Genomic DNA, 317 nt, shown 5'->3' with positions numbered 1-317 from the left:
CTGATGACCGGCGGCACCTGGGACCCGCATTCGGATTCGTTCCAGGGCCAGGTCGCCGAGCAGGTGCTGCGTTCCTATGACTTTGATCAACTGTTCATCGGCGCCGACGGCATCGATTTGCAGCGCGGTACCACCACCTTCAACGAGTTGTTGGGCCTGAGCCGTGTCATGGCCGAGGTCGCCCGCGAAGTGGTAGTGATGGTCGAATCGAACTGGCCAGCGGTCGCGCCTTTGCCACCGACCCGTTCGAGGTGGTGCTCGGCGCCGAAGTCGCCGACGCCCTGCACTACAAGCTCGGCGACAAACTGGTGCTGGCC

The 317-nt window shown here is 63.7% G+C and carries 1 pseudogene; it reads left to right on the top strand.

Annotation, left to right across the window (positions count from 1 at the left end):
* Positions 1–317 (top strand): annotated as a pseudogene (locus AC0L20_RS40505) (hypothetical protein); the annotation flags it as partial.

Source organism: Bradyrhizobium sp. Kon58, assembly GCF_055807455.1.
The sequence above is the reverse complement of the archived record's forward strand: the minus strand, read 5'-3'. Positions and strand labels throughout refer to the sequence as shown.